The 15047-nt window shown below is 60.7% G+C and carries 14 protein-coding genes; 7 read left to right on the forward strand and 7 right to left on the reverse strand.

What is annotated here, in order from left to right:
* Positions 1-32 precede the first annotated feature (32 nt).
* Together rpmB and meaB are read right to left on the reverse strand one after the other, a co-directional pair.
* Entirely contained in the window at positions 33-320 is a 288-nt protein-coding gene (gene rpmB / locus ACR0KL_RS07330; protein ID WP_085794823.1) for a 50S ribosomal protein L28, read from the reverse strand.
* A 221-nt stretch (positions 321-541) separates the two neighbouring features.
* Positions 542-1513: a methylmalonyl Co-A mutase-associated GTPase MeaB gene (meaB, locus tag ACR0KL_RS07335; RefSeq protein ID WP_480776830.1), complete on the reverse strand. Its 972-nt coding sequence runs from the start codon at positions 1511-1513 to the stop codon at positions 542-544.
* 120 nt (positions 1514-1633) lie between these two features.
* Between meaB and hrpB the strand changes: the two genes are divergently transcribed.
* The 3 genes from hrpB to ACR0KL_RS07350 all read left to right on the forward strand — a co-directional run bounded on the left by hrpB (position 1634) and on the right by ACR0KL_RS07350 (position 6265).
* Complete coding sequence (gene hrpB, locus ACR0KL_RS07340; RefSeq protein WP_480776831.1) at positions 1634-4084, forward strand: ATP-dependent helicase HrpB; 2451 nt, start codon at positions 1634-1636, stop codon at positions 4082-4084.
* A gap of 162 nt (positions 4085-4246) precedes the next feature.
* The gene (locus ACR0KL_RS07345; RefSeq protein ID WP_170640323.1) at positions 4247-4705 is read left to right on the forward strand and encodes an NUDIX hydrolase; all 459 of its coding nucleotides are present in this window, start codon (positions 4247-4249) and stop codon (positions 4703-4705) included.
* A gap of 81 nt (positions 4706-4786) precedes the next feature.
* Entirely contained in the window at positions 4787-6265 is a 1479-nt protein-coding gene (locus ACR0KL_RS07350; protein ID WP_170677142.1) for an inorganic phosphate transporter, read from the forward strand.
* A 62-nt stretch (positions 6266-6327) separates the two neighbouring features.
* Here ACR0KL_RS07350 and ACR0KL_RS07355 read toward each other — a convergent pair whose 3' ends face one another.
* Together ACR0KL_RS07355 and ACR0KL_RS07360 are read right to left on the reverse strand one after the other, a co-directional pair.
* On the reverse strand, positions 6328-7302 hold the full coding sequence (locus ACR0KL_RS07355; protein ID WP_170677140.1) for a 2-dehydropantoate 2-reductase: 975 nt from the start codon (positions 7300-7302) through the stop codon (positions 6328-6330).
* 74 nt (positions 7303-7376) lie between these two features.
* The gene (locus ACR0KL_RS07360) at positions 7377-8339 is read right to left on the reverse strand and encodes a pirin family protein (RefSeq protein ID WP_480776832.1); all 963 of its coding nucleotides are present in this window, start codon (positions 8337-8339) and stop codon (positions 7377-7379) included.
* Between the two features lie 281 nt (positions 8340-8620).
* On the opposite strand from ACR0KL_RS07360, the gene ACR0KL_RS07365 reads away from it, so the two are divergent.
* Together ACR0KL_RS07365 and ACR0KL_RS07370 are read left to right on the forward strand one after the other, a co-directional pair.
* A complete protein-coding gene (locus ACR0KL_RS07365) occupies positions 8621-9100 on the forward strand; it encodes a twin-arginine translocation pathway signal (RefSeq protein ID WP_480776833.1) in 480 nt (159 codons plus the stop codon).
* A 5-nt stretch (positions 9101-9105) separates the two neighbouring features.
* Positions 9106-9705: a ferric reductase-like transmembrane domain-containing protein gene (locus ACR0KL_RS07370; protein WP_480776834.1), complete on the forward strand. Its 600-nt coding sequence runs from the start codon at positions 9106-9108 to the stop codon at positions 9703-9705.
* On the opposite strand, the gene argF is transcribed toward ACR0KL_RS07370, so the two are convergent.
* Together argF and ACR0KL_RS07380 are read right to left on the reverse strand one after the other, a co-directional pair.
* Complete coding sequence (gene argF / locus ACR0KL_RS07375) at positions 9702-10628, reverse strand: ornithine carbamoyltransferase (RefSeq protein WP_170639355.1); 927 nt, start codon at positions 10626-10628, stop codon at positions 9702-9704. The genes ACR0KL_RS07370 and argF overlap by 4 nt on opposite strands.
* Positions 10629-10696: 68 nt before the next feature.
* Complete coding sequence (locus tag ACR0KL_RS07380) at positions 10697-11884, reverse strand: acetylornithine transaminase (RefSeq protein WP_480776835.1); 1188 nt, start codon at positions 11882-11884, stop codon at positions 10697-10699.
* 302 nt (positions 11885-12186) lie between these two features.
* On the opposite strand from ACR0KL_RS07380, the gene ACR0KL_RS07385 reads away from it, so the two are divergent.
* The gene (locus ACR0KL_RS07385; protein WP_170677099.1) at positions 12187-13077 is read left to right on the forward strand and encodes a DMT family transporter; all 891 of its coding nucleotides are present in this window, start codon (positions 12187-12189) and stop codon (positions 13075-13077) included.
* Here the strand turns inward: ACR0KL_RS07385 and ACR0KL_RS07390 are convergent.
* Positions 13059-13862 (reverse strand): ABC transporter permease, encoded by an 804-nt coding sequence (locus ACR0KL_RS07390; RefSeq protein WP_170471887.1) that lies wholly within the window; start codon positions 13860-13862, stop codon positions 13059-13061. The two genes, ACR0KL_RS07385 and ACR0KL_RS07390, sit on opposite strands and share 19 nt — an antisense overlap.
* Positions 13863-13987: 125 nt before the next feature.
* On the opposite strand from ACR0KL_RS07390, the gene ACR0KL_RS07395 reads away from it, so the two are divergent.
* On the forward strand, positions 13988-14563 hold the full coding sequence (locus ACR0KL_RS07395; protein WP_480776836.1) for a GcrA family cell cycle regulator: 576 nt from the start codon (positions 13988-13990) through the stop codon (positions 14561-14563).
* Positions 14564-15047: the final 484 nt, after the last annotated feature.

Genomic DNA, 15047 nt, shown 5'->3' on the forward strand with positions numbered 1-15047 from the left:
CGAGGCTTTGGAATTCTGTTAAGTGTAAGGACTTAGGCCGCGGCTTGGGCCTTAGCGATTTCCTTTTTCACTTTCAGAGCGTTTGCCGACAGCTCTTCGTCCTTGGCTTTTGCCAGGAACGCGTCCAGACCACCACGGTGGTCGACCGAGCGCAGAGCAGCTGCCGAGATACGCAGCTTGACGCCACGACCCAGGGTCTCGGACTGCAGGGTAACGTCATTCAGGTTCGGCAGAAAACGACGACGAGTTCTGTTTTTGGCGTGGCTGACATTGTTGCCAGTCATCGGGCCTTTTCCGGTCAGTTCGCAACGGCGCGACATGGTTTCTTCCTTTGTTTCTGGAGGCCCGGCAAAACGCCTGCGGCCAAATCACAAGGGGCACAACCCGAAGTCGCGCCCGAAAACTGGTTGGATGCGTGTAGTGGGAATCGCTGGAAGGGTCAAGACACGGCGGACGGATTCTTTTCCGAAACCTCTTGCAACGGAACGGCCCGCCGAGCCACACCTGCGGCGCGCGTATTTTGGAAAAGGTGAAAGCGGCATCAGACCAGACTCGCCAGCATTTTCTCGGCGGCTGCAGCGGGGCTGAGGCGACCTTGGGATACCTCGGCATCAAGCTGCGCCATCTGCGCCTTGGCCTGGGCCGTTTCGAGGCGTGCAAGTAGCGAATGCCGCACCTCCTGATCGAACCAGTAGCGGGCTTGTGCGGCGCGGTTGGATTGCCAGTGCCCTGCTTCGCGCCGCCAATCGGTCAAGCTCTGGATTTCCGCCCATGCTTTGTCCAGCCCATGTTCTTCAACCGCAGAAACAGCCATCGCCTTCGGGAAACCTTCGGGGTCCTGAGGCCGTTTGCGCAACAGGCGCAGGGCACCGGCGTAGTCGGCGCAGGTGCGGGTTGCGGTTGCCTTCAGGTCTCCGTCGGCCTTATTGATCAGGATGATGTCGGCCATCTCCATGATACCGCGCTTCACGCCTTGCAACTCATCCCCGCCTGCCGGGGCCAGCAGCAGCAGGAACAGGTCCGACAGCTCCGAAACCACGGTTTCGGACTGGCCGACGCCCACGGTTTCGATCAAGACGACGTCGTAACCCGCTGCCTCGCACAAGGCGATGGCCTCGCGGGTGCGGCGGGCGACGCCGCCAAGGTGGCTCTGGCTGGGAGATGGGCGGATAAAGGCGTTTTTCTCGCGACTCAGACGCTCCATCCGGGTTTTGTCGCCCAGAATGGACCCACCCGAGCGGGCCGAGCTGGGATCCACAGCCAGAACCGCCACGCGCAGCCCTTGCCCAATCAGCATCATACCAAAGCTTTCGATGAATGTGGACTTGCCGACACCCGGCGTACCCGACAGGCCGATCCGAAGGGATTGCCGCCCGGAGTGCGCCAGATGGGCCAACAACTCGGTCGCCTGCGCCCGGTGATCTTCCCGCTGGCTTTCGACCAAGGTAATCGCACGCGCCAAAGCCCGACGCTCGCCCCGCAATATCCTGTCGCCCAAGTCAGCTATGTCCATCCGTCCGGTCCCTCTAGAATTCGCCCTAGATGAATGCCCAGCGAGTGGTTTGTCCAGAGGCCCTGCGGGATTAACTGCGCTGCTTCTGGACGTTGGGTCCCGCTTTGGCGATAAGGCCGCATGAGCCGTTTGCCGATAGATGACGCCCTTCCGGACTTGCTGGAGGCCCTGAGAACCCATGGTCGCGCCGTGCTGCAGGCCCCGCCGGGTGCGGGCAAGACGACGCGGGTGCCTCTGGCGATGCTAGAGGCCGGACTTTGCGCCGGTCGGATCGTGATGCTGGAACCCCGGCGGCTGGCCGCCCGCGCCGCAGCCGAACGTATGGCCGAAACGCTGGGCGAACGCACCGGGCAAACGGTAGGTTACCGCGTCCGAGGCGATGCGAAAGTGTCGAAATCCACCCGGATCGAGGTGGTTACCGAAGGCATCCTGACTCGCATGTTGCAATCTGAGCCCGACCTGCCCGGCGTCGGGGCGGTTGTTTTCGATGAGTTCCACGAACGCTCTTTGAACGCCGATCTGGGGCTGGCCCTGTGTCTTGAGGTGACCGGAGCCCTGCGGGATGACCTGATCCTGCTGGCCATGTCGGCGACGCTGGATGCAGATCCTGTGGGGAGGTTGATAGAGGCGCCGCTGGTGACCTCGGAAGGTCGCAGCTATCCGGTTGAAACGCGGTGGTTGGAAAAGCCATTAGGTACGCAGGCCCGGCGGCTGGATGCGTTGATTGATCTGGTCGTTAAGGCCGAACGGGACAGCCGCGCCATCGGCGGCGGTATCCTCGTGTTCCTTCCGGGCGAGGGTGAGATCCGCCGCGCAGAAAGCGCACTGTCCGGGCGATTACCACAGGATTGCGTTGTGCGCCCTCTCTTTGGGGCCATGCCCTTTGCTGCCCAGCGTGCGGCGATCGCGCCGGTTGAAAGTGGACGGAAGGTGGTGCTGGCAACCTCGATTGCCGAAACCTCGCTGACGATCCCCGATATCCGCGTCGTGGTTGATATGGGACAGGCACGACGGGCGCGGTTCGATCCCGGCTCGGGCATGTCGCGGCTGGTGACAGAACGGGTCACGCGGGCCGAGGCAACCCAGCGCGCAGGGCGGGCGGGCCGGGTTTCGGACGGGCTGTGCTATCGGTTGTGGTCAAAGGGCGAAGAAGGCGCATTGGCCGCTTACCCGCCCGCCGAGATTGAGGCAGCCGACCTGACCGGACTTGCGCTAGAGCTGGCGCTATGGGGCGCTGAGGCCAGCGATCTGGCATTTCTGACGGCTCCGCCCGAGGGCGCTCTGGCTGAGGCGCAGGCGCTGCTGACCTTACTGGGCGCTTTGGATGGCAAGGGGCGGATCACGGATCATGGGCGTGCATTGGCTGCCCTGCCCTTGCATCCCCGCTTGGGTCATATGCTGGTTACGGCGGGGGCGCAGGCAGCCCCTCTGGCCGCACTGATGGCGGAACGTGATACGCTGAAGGGCGCTCCGGTTGACCTGTCCTTGCGGCTTGAGGCTCTGCGCGACGCCCGTACGTTTCAGCGCAACCGGGTCTGGCAGGTCAATATGGGCGTGTTGGACCGGGTGAAGGCCGAGGCCAAACGGTTGCGAGCGCAGGCCGGATCTGTCGCTGAAAACCTCAGCCCTGCCTCCATGGCCGCGCTGGCCTATCCCGACCGCATTGGCCAAAGGCGCAAGGGCGAGGCACCGCGCTATGTGCTGTCAGGCGGTAAGGGTGTTGTACTGGACAGTGGCGATACGCTGGCCGGCGCGTCCTATTTGGTGGTCATAGATACGGACGGCAATCCGCGCGAGGCAAAGGCGCGCATGGCTGTACAAATCAGCGACGACGAAGTCCGAGACCTGTTTGCAGATCAGATCGGATGGGAGACCACCTGCGCTTGGTCAAAACGCGACCGACGGGTCATTGCACGGCGGCAAGAACGCCTCGGCGCAATCACGCTAGAGGACCGGATCTGGAAAGACGTTCCCGAAGACGCGATCGCCCGTGCCATGTTGGACGGCGTGCGCGATCTGGGGCTGCGGTTGGAGGGAGCAGCCGCCCGGCTGGCCGCACGGGTCGAACTGGTGCGTGCCGATGGGGTCGACCTGCCCGACTTCTCGGGCCAAGGGCTGATCGAAACAGTGGAAGATTGGCTGCTGCCGATGCTCTCGGGCGTGCGCAGTGCAGAGGACTGGAAGCGCTTTGACCTGCTGCCCGCGCTGCGGGCCCGTTTGGACTGGGCGCAGACGCAAGAGCTGGACCGCCGTGCGCCGGGATCCTTCGTCACCCCACTTGGCCGCAAGGTTCCCATCGACTACGGCGGCAATGCGCCTGAAATCTCGGTGCGCCTGCAAGAGCTGTTCGGTGTCACGCGCCATCCGGTGGTGGGAGGCACACCGCTGAAGATCACCCTGCTGTCCCCAGCACAGCGCCCGATTCAGATTACCCGCGACCTGCCGGGGTTCTGGGCTGGCTCTTACGCGGATGTGCGCAAGGACATGCGCGCGCAATACCCCAAACACCCTTGGCCCGAAGATCCAACACTGGCCGATCCGACGTTGCGGGCCAAACGAAGGCCCGGCTGAGGCATCACCAAGCACCGAATTTTGCCGAATTACCCCAAATTGCGACAAAATTGCCGCCAAACCCCTTAGAAAAGACGTTTTTTCGGGGTTTCGTTGCATTCATCTATTCCGACGACTATCTGAACATGCATTGAGGTAAGATGTTTTCCGAGCGGCAGAACAATGAAAGCGCAGTTGCAGAGAATCTGGGATGAGGTCGGACGACCCATGATACAGCGACCCAAGCGCGTGCAGGTGGCCGCCCTCTGTACGCGTCAGACCAAATCGGGCCACGAGGTTCTTTTGGTGACCAGCCGCGACACCGGGCGCTGGATCATTCCCAAAGGCTGGCCGATCGACGGGTTGGACGGTGCCGGAACTGCCCTGCAAGAGGCCTGGGAAGAGGCTGGCGTTCGCGAGGCCAAAGCCAAAAAAGAGCCGGTGGGTCATTTCACCTATGACAAAGTCCTCAAAGACGGCTCGGTCGAGGCGGTGTTGACCAGCGTGTATCATCTGCGCGTGACGAAACTGCTGGATGACTTCCCCGAAGCAGATCAGCGTCAGCGGAGCTGGGTGACGCCGAAGATTGCCGCTGAACGTGTGGATGAGCCTGAACTCAAGGCCCTTCTAAGGCATCTTTAAAGGTCAAGTGGCGTCATGGTTGCCCTCAGGTCGTTAAACCTGTAGGGACCGGCGTCAATCTTTTTGGACCTTATCACACCCATGTCGAACACGAACTCCAAACCGCGCTGGAAAGCGCTGGACAGCGACCTGCATCGCATCTCGCGGGTCGAGACAGCAAATGCGCATGTCGCCCGCCCCTTGCTGGCGCCGGGCATCGCTCTGGCCTTCATGGCACTGGCCGGGCTGACGGCGGCGGTTCTGTTCGGACAGGCGGATGGCGGCGTGATCGTCGTCGCAGCGGCCGCGTTCGGGGCCTATATGGCAATCAATATCGGCGCCAACGACGTTGCCAACAACATGGGCCCGGCCGTTGGTGCAAATGCCCTGACCATGGGGGGCGCGATTGCCATCGCGGCCATTGCCGAAAGCGCAGGCGCGTTGCTGGCGGGTGGGGATGTGGTCTCAACCATCTCCAAGGGGATCATTGATCCGGCCTCAGTTCAGAACAGCAATGTGTTCATCTGGGCGATGATGGCGGCGCTCATCTCCTCGGCCATGTGGGTCAATCTTGCGACTTGGCTGGGCGCGCCTGTTTCGACCACCCATTCTGTCGTAGGCGGAGTCATGGGTGCTGGCGTCGCTGCGGCAGGGCTGAGCGCGGTCAGCTGGGGCACCATGGGGGCGATCGCGGCCAGCTGGGTGATCTCTCCGGTTCTGGGCGGCGTGATTGCGGCTTTGTTTTTGGCGCTGATCAAAGCCAAAATCCAATATCAGGACGACAAGATTGCAGCCGCGCAGCGCTGGGTGCCCATCCTCGTGGGGCTGATGGCCGGTGCGTTCGCCACCTATCTGGCGGTGAAGGGGCTGAAGAAAATCGTTGCGATTGATCTGAACACTGCCGTTCTGATCGGTTTGGCCGCCGGTCTGCTGGCATGGGCCGTGACGGTGCCTTGGGTGCGTCGCCGCGCGCAAGGGCTGGAGAACCGCACGCGGTCGCTGAAGACTCTGTTCGGGTTGCCTCTGGTAATTTCTGCGACCTTCCTCAGCTTTGCGCATGGGGCCAATGACGTGGCGAATGCGGTCGGCCCTCTGGCCGCTATCGTGCACGCAGCCGAGTTCGGAGATTTTGCCGCCAAAGTCACCATTCCCACATGGGTCATGGTGATCGGAGCCTTCGGGATTTCATTCGGTCTGTTCCTTTTCGGGCCTAAACTGATCCGAATGGTGGGCAGTCAGATCACCAAGCTGAACCCGATGCGCGCCTTCTGCGTCGCGCTGTCTGCGGCTATCACCGTGATCCTGGCCAGTTGGTTGGGACTGCCGGTCAGCTCGACCCACATCACCGTGGGCGCCGTTTTTGGCGTTGGCTTCTATCGTGAATGGCATTCCGACCGACGCTGGGCACACTCCAACCGCCAACGCCCGCCCGAGCAGCGACTGGCACGGGAAGAGCATCAGCGGCGCAAGCTGGTTCGCCGCTCGCATTTCATGACGATCGTGGCCGCTTGGGTGGTGACCGTTCCGGCAGCGGCTGTGTTGTCCGCCGTGATATTCTGGATGCTGACCGCATTTGGGTAAGCTGGGGATTTGCGAGGCTCTGCCTCGCGCTCCGGGATATTTTTAGCCAGATGAAGAGCGGATCAGGGTCTGATCTGAGCAGGCCGCATGGGTTCTGTGGGGGTTGCACGGATCAATTCGGCAACCCGGCTGTTTATCGGGGTTGGTCTGTTTAGGGACTCGCCTAGGCGGATGATTTCGCCTTGCAGGCTGTCGATTTCCGTGGGGCGGCCGGCGCTGAGGTCATAGGCCATCGAGGTTCGCGCACTGGGGTCGATGGTCAGCATTTTAGACGCGATGCGCTTGAACAGAGGTGTCGGCAGGCGCAGGACATGCGGCGTCATCCACGCGGGCAGCGGCGTGGTCGAGGTAACCGGGTGACCGGCGGCTTTAAGAACTGAAAGCGCCTCGGTCATCTGATCTGCCATCAGGCGACGCCAATTGCGGTCCGTCAGTTGTTCGACCAACGTAAGGCCAGATAGGGCATTCAGCGCGTTGTTGAGGTTGATGACGAGCTTGCCCCATTGAACGGCCTCGATCTCGTCGCTCTCGGTGATTGGAAGCCGGGCGCTGGTCAGCTGTTCGGCCAAGGACCCGGGCCCCGCTTGGATGACAATGTCCCCGGACGTGGCACGGTGATAGGTGGCCGGTCGGTTTGGAACCACGTTGAAAGGCACCATCCCCGCGCGAACATCGTGGTTAGGCAATGCCGCGCGCAGGGTTCGGGCGTTCTCCATCCCGTTTTGCCACGAAAGGACCGGAGCCGACTGCGAAGCGTGCGCAGCGATCAGTGCCGCTATGTCTTCGGTTGCGCCTGATTTCACTGTGACGACGATCAGATCGGCTTCGGCCAAACAGCTGGGATCTGTGCTGAGCGTCAGAGATGTGTCCGGAATCGTAAGAGTGAGACCCGAGAAATCGGTGACCGTCAGCCCCTGCTCTCGGATCGGGTCCAAGACGCGGGCGCGGCCCAGCAGAGTAACCATATGCCCAGCATCAGCCAACAGCGCGCCGCAATAGCAGCCGATACTACCCGCACCTGCAATGACGATCTTCATGGTGATCCCTCCGTTGCCGGAAGGATCACCGGGTTGGCGTGTCGGGGCAAGCCCAGAGCGGGGTAACGTGGCGTTCAGCGGGCCAGTCTGGGTTTGGTGCGCTCCAGTTCCGGCGAGATTGGAATGAACTCCTGATCATCGCCGGGCGGCAGGTGGAAGGCTCCGTTCGCCCAGTCGGCGTTCTTCCATTCGCGCGTCGCGTGCTCGATCTTTTCCTTCGACGAGGACACGAAATTCCACCAGATATAGCGCTCTTCGTTGAGGGTCGCGCCGCCGAGCAACATAAGCCGCGCGCCCATCGGCCCGGCCGTGACCGAGAGCTTGTCGCCCGGACGGAAAACCATCATGCGCCCTGCCTCGAATTTGTCGCCCGCAATCTCGACTGAGCCTTCGGTGACATAGACGCCCCGATCCTCATGGTCGTCCGGCAGCGGGAACGAGGCACCAGAGTCCAGTTGGACATCCAGATAGAATGTCTCGGACAGCATGGTGACCGGGCTTGTCTCACCATAGGCCGAGCCGAGGATCAGGCGGGCGCTGACGCCTTTGTCCTGAATATGGGGCAGCGCGCCTTGTTTGTGATGCTCAAAATCCGGTGCCATATCCTCATGCGCTTCGGGCAAGGCGATCCAGGTCTGGATCCCGAATAGCTTGTTTTCGCGGACGCGCGTCTCAGCACTTGTGCGTTCAGAGTGGGTCACGCCGCGACCGGCGACCATCCAGTTGACCTCACCGGGGTAGATCATTTGGTGGGTGCCCAGACTGTCCCGATGTTCGAACTCGCCCTGATACAGATAGGTCACCGTCCCCAGCCCGATGTGAGGATGCGGGCGGACATCTATGCCGCCTTCGGTGATGAACTCGGCTGGACCCATCTGATCGAAGAAGATGAACGGCCCGACCAGTTGGCGTTCGACCGATGGCAGCGCCCGGCGCACTTCGAACCCGCCCAGATCACGGGCACGCGGGATGATCAACGTCTCAAGCGCCGGGTTTTCCGTGACGCAGTCGGGGGTGTGAGTCGGGTTCCAGCTCATGCCTGATCTCCTTTGGTCGGACGGACTAACTTTCTAACGTTCCTGAATGCACTGTAGCGCAGAGTTCACGACATGTATCGCGCAACTATGCAGATACTTGGTGCGGCGTCTGGTTCGTTGAAGTTCGGTGGGCCATGCACCCTCACATAGCCGTGAACATTAAATCGTCCACGCTTGGACCGCGCGCTCGGTTTTCCAAACAAGCGTGCTATATTTTGGAATAGGCGAACCCCGCCTGTCAGGTCGGGGTAGAATGTGGGCCACATGACAGGAGAGTTTCCATGACGCGCCTTCATATAACCCGCCGGTCTCTTCTAGTTGCCGGCATTGGCACCCTCGCGACGAGTTTATCGGGGGGAGCGCACGCCAGCGGGCTCGCTGCGACCCCTTCGATGCGCGGTGGGTCCAACAACTATCGCCCCGGCGCGCCGATCGTCGACAGGATCGGTGGCGGAGGGTTCTGGATGACGGGCACCGTGCGACGCGCCGGAGACGGAGCGCCCCTGCCCGGTCAACGCATCCAGATCTGGGCACACACGACCGAAGGGCATGAGCGCGATCCTCACAGCCACGGGGCGACCTTGACCGACGCCAATGGCGAGTTTCGGCTGGAGATGCCGCAGATCGTGCCTGCCTTCGGGCAACCGCATGGGCATCTGGCCTATGACAGCGGTGAGTTTCAGACGGTGTTCCTGCGGCCCGTGATGTCCAGCGCGAAAGATAAAACTCTGGCCGCACATTTCGTGCTCCAACCTGCCTGAACCACGTGATCCGCAGCGCTCTGATTTGGCTGGGGATTGGGGCGGCGTTGCTTGTTCCGTTGGTTGCGGCTGCAACCAGCCCTTATCTCGCTTGGCGTGACCCCATCTACATCCTAGCAGGGTTTTCCGGAGTTCTGAGCCTTGGGTTGTTGTTGCTTCAACCTCTACTGGCGGCCAGGATTTTGCCAGGACTTGCCCCGATGACCAGCCGTCGCGCGCATAGATGGATCGGGATTGCGTTGATCGTGGCGATCTTTATCCATGTTGGCGGCCTTTGGATTACCAGCCCTCCGGATGTGGTGGATGCGTTGCTCTTCGTCTCAGCGACCCCGTTTTCCGCGTGGGGTGTGATAGCGATGTGGGCCGCTTTTTCCACGGCGTTTCTGGGTATCTACCGACAGCGCTTGGCCTTGCGGTTTCGCGTCTGGCGGTTAACGCATACGACGCTAGCTTCTGTGACGATCGTCGGCAGCGTTGTGCATGCAATGCTGATTGAGGGCACGATGGAGATCATGACCAAGACAGCCCTATGCGTTTTGGTGCTATTGGCGAGCGGGCGGGCGCTCACCAAACTGCGTGTTTGGGACGTGCTGAGACGGGCTTAAACGCCCAGACACCACCGCATCACTGCCTTTTGCGCGTGAAGGCGGTTTTCTGCCTCATCAAAGATCACGGAGTTCGGGCCGTCCATCACCTCAGATGTAGCCTCTTCCTCGCGGTGGGCGGGCAGGCAATGCATAAACAACGCGTCCGGCTTGGCGTGAGACATCAGCTCTGTATTGACCTGATAGGGGCGCAGCATGTTGTGGCGACGCTCTTTCGCGGATTGGCTGTCATGCATCGAGACCCAGGTGTCGGCAACCACCATATCTGCGCCCTTAACAGCCTTGTAGGGATCACGTTCAACGACGATTTGCGAGCCCTTCTGACGGGCAAAACCCATGAATTCTTCCTCGGGGTCGAACTGTGCCGGGCCGGTGAAGGTCAGGTCAAAACCAAACTGCCCAGCCGCGTGTAGGAACGAGGCGCATACATTGTTGCCGTCGCCGGTCCAGACCACCTTTTTACCCGCAATCGGGCCGCGGTGTTCTTCGTAGGTTAGGATATCGGCCATGATCTGACAGGGATGGGTGCGGTCGGTCAGGCCGTTGATCACGGGCACGTCCGAGTATTCGGCCATCTCGGTCAAGACGGTCTCGTCAAAGGTGCGGATCATGATCATGTCCACATAGCGTGACAGGACACGGGCCGTGTCGGCGATGGTTTCGCCATGGCCAAGTTGCATGTCCTTGCCAGACAGAACCATCGTCTGGCCGCCCATTTGACGTACACCGACATCAAAGGACACGCGCGTCCGGGTCGAGGGTTTTTCGAAGATCAGCGCAACCATATGGTCTTTGAGCGGCTGTTCATCATCCAGCGCGGCTTTTGGCCGTCCAAGGCGGGCCTGTTTCATCGCGCCCGCTTGATCAATCATGTTGCGCAGGTCTGCTGCGCCGGTTTTGTGGATATCAAGGAAATGGTTCATATCGTTTTGCTCTTGGCTATCAACGGTCGGGGGCGGTGCCCCCGAGGTATTTGTGAACAGAAGAAGGATCAGGCGGTGGCCAAATTGGCTTCGATTTGCGTTGCGGCCTTGTCGAGGCGGATCATCGCCTGGGCGATATCGTCCTCGGTCAGGGTCAGTGGCGGCAGCAGGCGAATGACGTTGTCGGCGGCGGGAACCGTGATGACCTCGTTGTCATAGCCTGCGTTGACGACGTCGATATTTGTCGCTTTGCATTTCAGGCCCAGCATCAGGCCGGTTCCCCGCACCTCATCGAAAACCTCGGGGTGGTCGGCCACCAAGCCTTCGAGTTTCTGGCGCAACAGGCCTGCCTTGCGGTTGACACCTTCGAGGAAGGCAGGCGTGGCGACCTGGTCGATCACGGTACAGCCAACTGCGCAACCTAGCGGGTTTCCTCCGTAGGTCGATCCATGAGTGCCTGCGGTCATGCCGCTGGCGGCGTCTTCCGTGGCCAGCACCGCGCCCAAAGGGAAGCCTCCGCCGATGCCTTTGGCGACCATCATGATATCCGGCGTGATACCCGCCCATTCATGGGCAAAGAGCTTACCGGTCCGGCCCACGCCACACTGGACCTCGTCAAGGATCAACAACAGGCCGTGTTCGTCGCATATCTGACGCAAGGCCTTGAGTTCGGCGTCGGGAACGGGGCGAATGCCGCCCTCGCCTTGCACCGGCTCGATCATGATTGCCGCTGTTTTTTCGGTAATCGCGTTGGTGACGCCATCGAGATCTCCGAACGTGAGATGCACGAAGCCGGGCAGCAAGGGGCCGAAGCCTTTGGTCATCTTCTCGGACCCGGCGGCGGCGATGCCTGCCGAGGAGCGGCCGTGGAAGGAGCCATCGAAGGTGATTATCTCGACCTTCTTGGGCTGGCCTTTGTCATAGAAATACTTGCGGGCCATTTTCACGGCCAGTTCGCAGGACTCGGTGCCCGAGTTGGTAAAGAACACCGTGTCGGCGAAGGTATGCTCGACCAGCTTGTCGGCCAGCGCCTGCTGCTGCGGAATGTGGTAGAGGTTCGAGACATGCCACAGCGCGTGTGCCTGCTCGGTCAGCGCGTTCACAAGCGCCGGATGCGCGTGGCCCAGCGCGTTCACCGCGATGCCTGCTCCGAGATCCAGAAAACGTCGGCCATCCGCCTCGGTCAGCCAGGCGCCTTCGCCCTTCACGAAAGTCAGGGGCGCACGGTTATAGGTCGGCAGAACGGACGGGATCATCGGATCATCCTTTTAAGATAGCTTAAGCCCTGTGAGTGATACACCGGGGCCATGGTCGTCAACTGATTTGGTGGAGAATGCGCGGATTTGGTCAGCGCAAATAGATCAAACGGGCCGGTTACGCGGTCAGGCGTCGGCGTCGGAGGCGCAGGATATGTGCGGTTTTGATCATGGCGGCTCGTATAGCGAGGTTCGACCTGTCTGGGAAGACCAATAATTGGAAAGTCCTGAAATTTCACAATGAGATGAGAAGCCGCCATTTCACGCTTGCTATTTCAATTCCTGTGGCGCACCGCTTGACCATGACGCCTACACCTCAGAATCCGCCCCTTGCGGCCCTGTTGATCTTTGCCGCCAGCGCCCTGCTGGCGGGTACGACATTGCTGGCCAAAGCGTTGGGGACAGACACGCTTGGTCCTGCGCTGCATCCGATGCAGATCAGCCACGGGCGGTTTCTGTTTGCTTTTGTGGTGATCGTGACCGCCACGGCTGTTCTACGACCGGCGCTGAGGCGCCCTCATTGGGGGCTACATATCGGCCGCACCAGTTTCGGATGGCTGGGGATCACGCTGATGTTTGCATCCGTCGCTTATATCCCGATCGCGGACGCCACGGCGATTTCCTTCCTTAACCCGGTTTTTGCGATGGTTCTGGCCATCCCGCTGCTGAAAGAAGGTGTCGGCCCTTGGCGTTGGCTGGCCGCAGCGGTGGCTTTAACCGGGGCACTGATTCTCTTGCGCCCGACGCCTGCCAGTTTCCAACCGGCCGCCCTGTTGGCCCTGACGGCGGCCGTGGTGATCGGGATGGAGCTGATTTTCATCAAAAAACTCTCGGGCCGCGAGATTCCGATCCAGATTCTTTTGGTGAACAACGGATTGGGCCTGACCATCGCCTCGGTCGCGGTGATTGCCGTGTGGCAGGCGCCGACCCCTGCACAATGGGCAGCTTTGGCCGGAATCGGGGGGTTGATGGCCTGCGCACAGGCCTGTTTCGTCAACGGAATGGCCCGCGCCGATGCCTCGTTCGTTGCGCCCATCAGCTATGCCACATTGATCTTCGCGGCGTTCTACGACTTTGCGATCTTTAGCGTGATCCCGGATCGGATCAGTATCATCGGCTCATCCATAATCCTGACAGGCGCGTTGATTCTGGTCTGGCGCGAAACCATTCACCGTCAGGCCTTGAGCCGGTAGCCCGTCCGTAACATCTGCCAGGTCACCGCACCGACGAACAGCGTCGCCCCGGTGCAAACTGCCATTCCCAGCCACGGAGAGCCGTCGGACACTCCGATCATCCCATAGCGCAGACCGTCAATCAGATAGAAAACCGGATTCAGATGGCTAAGTTTGTTCAGCATCGGAGGCAGCGCCTCGACCGAGTAGAAGGTACCCGACAGGAAGGCCAAGGGCGTGACGATGAAGTTGGTGATCGCCGCCATCTGGTCGAATTTATTAGCAAAAATCCCGGCAAACAGGCCCAGCGCGCCCATGAAGGCCCCGCCCAAGATGACGAAAATCAGGGTGATGAAAAGGTTCTGCGGCGCAATCGACAGAAACACCAGAAACGCGAGGGCCACGACACAAGCGATCAGAACGCCGCGCGCAATGCCGCCTGCCAAATAGCCAAGCAGGATCTCTAGCGGGGACAGCGGCGGCATAAGGGTATCCACGATGTTCCCCTGAACTTTCGAGATCACCATCGAGGACGAGGTATTGGCGAAGGCATTCTGGATCACCGTCATCATCATGATACCGGGCGCCAGAAAGATCAGAAACGGCACACCCATAACGTCAGGCCGGCTTGGACCGATGGCAATAGTGAAGATCAACAGAAACAATCCAGCCGTCACCAGCGGGGCCAGCAAGGTCTGGGTCCACACCGCCATAAAGCGCAGGGTTTCGCGTTTGGCCAGCGTGTAGAGGCCCATCCAATTGACCGCGCCAAACCGGCGCGCGTCCTGATCCATAAGATTCTGCATGAGAGCCTCTTAACTGATTCGAAGACCGCTTGTAACTCGGCCCGCAGTGATTAAAATAGGGCGCTGAGACGAATTCCCAAGGCGGCCCGAATCCGGGGCCGCTTTCCGCTTTTGAAAGGCAACCGATGTCCTGGACTGACGAGCGCGTAGAACTGCTGAAGAAAATGTGGGGCGAGGGCCAGTCGGCCAGCCAGATCGCCAAGGAACTGGGCGGCGTGACCCGCAATGCGGTGATCGGCAAGGTCCACCGTCTGGGCCTGTCCAACCGCGCAACCGGTGCAACGCCCGCCAAGGCCGAGCCCAAGGAAAAACCGGTCCCCGCGCCCAAGGCCGAGGCGAAACCAAAGCCCGCACCAAAGACCGAACCCGCACGCCCCGCTCCTGCCCCGGCAACCGAGGCGAAACCTGCCGTTCCCGCTCGCCGTCAGATCATCCCGGCGGGTCAACCTCTGCCGCCGCAGCCTTCGGCGAATGAGATCAGCCCCGAGGCGCTGGCCAAGGTCAACGAGGTTGAGAAGAAAGCCAAGAAGCTGACGCTGATGGAGCTGACCGAAAAGACCTGCAAATGGCCCGTAGGCGACCCCGCAACCGAGGATTTTTGGTTCTGCGGCCTGCCGGTTGAAGCAGGCAAGCCCTATTGCGAGGCGCATGTGGGCGTGGCCTTCCAACCTATGAGCTCGCGCCGCGACCGCCGTCGGTGATTGGGAACGCCAGAACCATATTTCTATTCTGGAATGAGGGAAGGGCGCGCGGTTTCTCCGAGCCTCTTTTCGGAAGTGTTGCGAAGCCAAAACATCGCTAGGCGTAACGGGCGCTTACGAGAAAAACACCCTCGCAGCTCTTTGCGAGGGTGTTTTAGACCGGGACGTCGGATGTGCGGACGAAGTTGCTGTTCGTTGCGGCGGTGCAAATGGTTGCGTCGATTTAACAGGCCCAGCCTGCAGAGGTCGGCTGATCGCAGCTAGAATTACACAGCTATTGTAGGCATGCATCAGTGTTCTATGAGTCTTTGATCTCTCATCTTCTTCATTCGCAAACTACATTCATTGTCAGTCCTCGTGTTCTTGTAAGTGGCGAAAATGTACCCTCCCGCCAACCGGGTCGAACCTGACACCTCTAAGAAATAACCTTCGCTGACTTGCTCAAAAAACTCGAAACTTGTGGCGGAAAAGCTTCCGGTTACCA

This window comes from Ruegeria sp. C8 (assembly GCF_056537565.1).

Bases quoted from the DNA above. Each gene is read 5' to 3' on its own strand.
- ACR0KL_RS07390 (WP_170471887.1), bottom strand. From the start codon at position 13,862: ATGCAGAATCTTATGGATCAGGACGCGCGCCGGTTTGGCGCGGTCAAT.
- ACR0KL_RS07380 (WP_480776835.1), bottom strand. From the start codon at position 11,884: ATGATCCCGTCCGTTCTGCCGACCTATAACCGTGCGCCCCTGACTTTC.
- hrpB (WP_480776831.1), top strand. From the start codon at position 1,634: ATGAGCCGTTTGCCGATAGATGACGCCCTTCCGGACTTGCTGGAGGCC.
- meaB (WP_480776830.1), bottom strand. From the start codon at position 1,513: ATGGACATAGCTGACTTGGGCGACAGGATATTGCGGGGCGAGCGTCGG.
- ACR0KL_RS07345 (WP_170640323.1), top strand. From the start codon at position 4,247: ATGAAAGCGCAGTTGCAGAGAATCTGGGATGAGGTCGGACGACCCATG.
- argF (WP_170639355.1), bottom strand. From the start codon at position 10,628: ATGAACCATTTCCTTGATATCCACAAAACCGGCGCAGCAGACCTGCGC.
- ACR0KL_RS07355 (WP_170677140.1), bottom strand. From the start codon at position 7,302: ATGAAGATCGTCATTGCAGGTGCGGGTAGTATCGGCTGCTATTGCGGC.
- ACR0KL_RS07365 (WP_480776833.1), top strand. From the start codon at position 8,621: ATGACGCGCCTTCATATAACCCGCCGGTCTCTTCTAGTTGCCGGCATT.
- ACR0KL_RS07360 (WP_480776832.1), bottom strand. From the start codon at position 8,339: ATGAGCTGGAACCCGACTCACACCCCCGACTGCGTCACGGAAAACCCG.
- ACR0KL_RS07350 (WP_170677142.1), top strand. From the start codon at position 4,787: ATGTCGAACACGAACTCCAAACCGCGCTGGAAAGCGCTGGACAGCGAC.
- ACR0KL_RS07385 (WP_170677099.1), top strand. From the start codon at position 12,187: ATGACGCCTACACCTCAGAATCCGCCCCTTGCGGCCCTGTTGATCTTT.
- rpmB (WP_085794823.1), bottom strand. From the start codon at position 320: ATGTCGCGCCGTTGCGAACTGACCGGAAAAGGCCCGATGACTGGCAAC.
- ACR0KL_RS07395 (WP_480776836.1), top strand. From the start codon at position 13,988: ATGTCCTGGACTGACGAGCGCGTAGAACTGCTGAAGAAAATGTGGGGC.